We start from the raw sequence: 2,686 nt of genomic DNA, 5'->3' as shown, positions 1-2,686 counted from the left end.
CCGGCTGCGGATGCACGGCTCGACCGGTGTGGACCTGGCCTACACCGCCGCCGGGGTACTCGGCGGTGCCGTGGTGTTCGGGCACCATCCGTGGGACAACGCGGCCGGGGTGGCCCTGGTGCGCGCCGCCGGCGGTATCGCCACGGACTTCACCGGCGCACCGTGGCGGATCGGTTCCGGCTCGGTGGTCGCGGCCGCGCCCGGCGTGCACGACGAGATACTCGACATACTGGAATCGGTGACCGATTCCCGCCTCGAAGGAGAACAACAACCATGACCCTGGCAGTTCGGGTGATCCCGTGCCTGGACGTCGACGCCGGACGCGTCGTCAAGGGCGTGAATTTCGAGAACCTGCGCGACGCCGGTGACCCCGTCGAACTCGCCGCCCTCTACGACGCACAGGGCGCCGACGAACTGACCTTCCTCGACGTCACCGCCTCGAGCGGTGACCGCGGCACGATGCTGGACGTGGTCACCCGCACCGCCGAGCAGGTGTTCATCCCGCTCACCGTCGGTGGCGGTGTGCGCACCGTCGAGGACGTGGACCGGTTGCTGCGCGCCGGCGCCGACAAGGTCAGCGTGAACACCGCCGCGATCGCCCGCCCCGAGGTGCTGCGCGAGATGTCCGAGCGGTTCGGCGCCCAGTGCATCGTGCTGTCCGTCGACGCCCGCACCGTCCCCGAGGGGCAGGAACCCACCCCGTCCGGTTGGGAGGTCACCACCCACGGCGGTCGCCGCGGCACGGGCATCGACGCGGTCGAATGGGCCCGCCGCGGTGAGGAACTCGGGGTCGGTGAGATCCTGCTCAACTCGATGGACGCCGACGGCACCAAGGCCGGATTCGATCTGAAGATGATCGAGGCCGTCCGCGCCGCCGTGTCCGTGCCGGTCATCGCCAGCGGCGGCGCCGGTGCCGTCGAGCACTTCGCGCCCGCCGTCAAGGCCGGGGCCGACGCGGTGCTCGCCGCCAGCGTGTTCCACTTCGGGGAACTCACCATTCCCCAGGTCAAGGACGCCATGCGGGCAGAAGGGATCACGGTGCGATGACCAACATTCTGGACCCGCGGATCGCCGACCGACTCAAGCGCAACGACGCCGGGTTGTTCGCGGCCGTCGTGCAGGAGAAGTCGACCGGCCAGGTGCTGATGATGGCGTGGATGGACGACGAGGCGCTCGCCCGCACCCTCGCTACCCGCAAGGCGACGTACTTCTCGCGGTCGCGCAACAGCTACTGGGTCAAGGGCGAAACCTCCGGGCACACCCAGTACGTGCACGAGGTGCGGCTGGACTGCGACGGTGACACGGTGCTGCTCGTCGTCGACCAGACCGGCGCCGCCTGCCACACCGGCACCCACACCTGCTTCGACACCGACGTGCTGCTCGCCGCCGAGTAGAGCCGTCGGCAGGCCGGGGCCGATGCTCAGGACGCGGTGAGCGACAGGAGGAATCCGCCTCCGGCGGAGTCGATCCGCGCCGCGACCTTCAGGTCGGGTGCCAGGCGCGACATCCGGTCCACCAGCCAGGCACCGGCTTCGGTCGCGTCGGCTTCCGTGGGGCAGCGTGCGACGGCGACGCGGCCGCCCTTGCGGGTGAGCTGATCCACCACCCCGATGATCGGGGCGGGGTCGACGACGAAGAGGTGCTCGGCCCACGGCACCACCGGTTTCACCGCGCCCTTCTTCGTGTTGCACGCGCGGTGGGCCAGTCGTTCCTGCCCGCCCTTCGCGCCCTTCTTCGCGGTGGTGAGGGCGTCGACGCTGGGGCCGCGCGGATCGTTGACCGACATGTCCGGGTCCACGGGTTCGTCGCAGAGCCAGCATCGCCACGCGTCGCGCTCGCCCACTTCGTCCAACCTGCTCATGCCGTGAACGCTACACAGCGCGCGTGAGAGGTCCGAGGACGGTTGTGGCACAGTGTCCTACATGCCACTGATCCAGATCAGCCAGACACCCGGCCTGACCACCGAGCAGAAGGCCGCCGTCATCGCCGCGGTCACCAAGGCCTACGCGGAAACCTCCGGCAAACCCGAGTCGTCGGTGTGGGTGACCCTCACCGAGGTGCCCCGCGAGAACTGGGGTGTGGGCGGGGTTCCGCTCGGCTGACCCGCGACGCCACTTCCGGTGACGGCGGATCCGGGTGCGGGCACCATAGGATCGTCGCGTGAGCACCGCGAACCTGACCCGAGCCGAGACCGCGACCCGCGCGAACGCCGTCCGCGTGCACGCCTACCGCGTGGAACTGGACCTGCGGGACGCGCCCGATTCGGCGACCACCGGTTTCGCGACCACCACCACGATCGAGTTCACCTCGACGAGCAGTGAGACCTGGCTCGACTTCCTGGGGCCGTCCGTCGAGTCCGTCACCGTCAACGGCGTCCCCGTCACGGTCGCGTACGACGGGGCGCGGATCGCGTTGAGCGGGCTGGCCGAGGACAACGTGGTGACGGTCGTGGCGACCGGCGAGTACAGCCGGTCCGGAGAGGGCCTGCACCGGTTCGTCGACCCCGCCGACGGACAGACCTATCTCTATACCCAGTACGAGCCCGCCGACGCGCGCCGCGTCTTCGCGTGCTTCGAGCAGCCGGATCTCAAGGCGCCGTTCACCTTCGACGTGGCCGCACCCGAGGGATGGCAGGTCGTGTCCAATCAGGCCGTCGCGCACCGGAATTCGGTGCTGGGTGGGCAGC

Annotated in this window: 5 protein-coding genes and 1 pseudogene; 5 read left to right on the top strand and 1 reads right to left on the bottom strand. The window is 69.9% G+C overall.

What is annotated here, in order from left to right; genetic code table 11:
* The 3 genes from I0Q12_RS11435 to hisI all read left to right on the top strand — a co-directional run.
* On the top strand, positions 1-277 hold a 277-nt coding region (locus tag I0Q12_RS11435; protein ID WP_307846182.1), incomplete at its 5' end, for an inositol monophosphatase family protein.
* Complete coding sequence (gene hisF, locus I0Q12_RS11430; protein WP_197252029.1) at positions 274-1,047, top strand: imidazole glycerol phosphate synthase subunit HisF; 774 nt, start codon at positions 274-276, stop codon at positions 1,045-1,047. The genes I0Q12_RS11435 and hisF, both read left to right, overlap by 4 nt.
* Positions 1,044-1,394 (top strand): phosphoribosyl-AMP cyclohydrolase, encoded by a 351-nt coding sequence (gene hisI, locus I0Q12_RS11425; RefSeq protein WP_197252028.1) that lies wholly within the window; start codon positions 1,044-1,046, stop codon positions 1,392-1,394. The genes hisF and hisI overlap by 4 nt, the downstream gene beginning before the upstream one ends.
* A gap of 26 nt (positions 1,395-1,420) precedes the next feature.
* On the opposite strand, the gene I0Q12_RS11420 is transcribed toward hisI, so the two are convergent.
* On the bottom strand, positions 1,421-1,861 hold the full coding sequence (locus I0Q12_RS11420) for a hypothetical protein (RefSeq protein WP_197252027.1): 441 nt from the start codon (positions 1,859-1,861) through the stop codon (positions 1,421-1,423).
* Between the two features lie 61 nt (positions 1,862-1,922).
* Between I0Q12_RS11420 and I0Q12_RS11415 the strand changes: the two genes are divergently transcribed.
* The gene (locus I0Q12_RS11415; protein WP_197252026.1) at positions 1,923-2,102 is read left to right on the top strand and encodes a 4-oxalocrotonate tautomerase family protein; all 180 of its coding nucleotides are present in this window, start codon (positions 1,923-1,925) and stop codon (positions 2,100-2,102) included.
* 58 nt (positions 2,103-2,160) lie between these two features.
* Positions 2,161-2,686, top strand: a pseudogene (locus I0Q12_RS11410) (aminopeptidase N); the annotation flags it as partial.

It is taken from the genome of Rhodococcus sp. CX (assembly GCF_015865005.1).
Classification (GTDB): Bacteria; Actinomycetota; Actinomycetes; order Mycobacteriales; family Mycobacteriaceae; genus Rhodococcus.
Note: the sequence above shows the minus strand (reverse complement) of the source record. Positions and strands in the feature narration are given on the sequence as shown.

What these genes read in the sequence shown, in the direction of transcription:
- hisI (WP_197252028.1), top strand. Translation starts at nt 1,044, where the DNA reads ATGACCAACATTCTGGACCCGCGGATCGCCGACCGACTCAAGCGCAAC.
- I0Q12_RS11420 (WP_197252027.1), bottom strand. Translation starts at nt 1,861, where the DNA reads ATGAGCAGGTTGGACGAAGTGGGCGAGCGCGACGCGTGGCGATGCTGG.
- hisF (WP_197252029.1), top strand. Translation starts at nt 274, where the DNA reads ATGACCCTGGCAGTTCGGGTGATCCCGTGCCTGGACGTCGACGCCGGA.
- I0Q12_RS11415 (WP_197252026.1), top strand. Translation starts at nt 1,923, where the DNA reads ATGCCACTGATCCAGATCAGCCAGACACCCGGCCTGACCACCGAGCAG.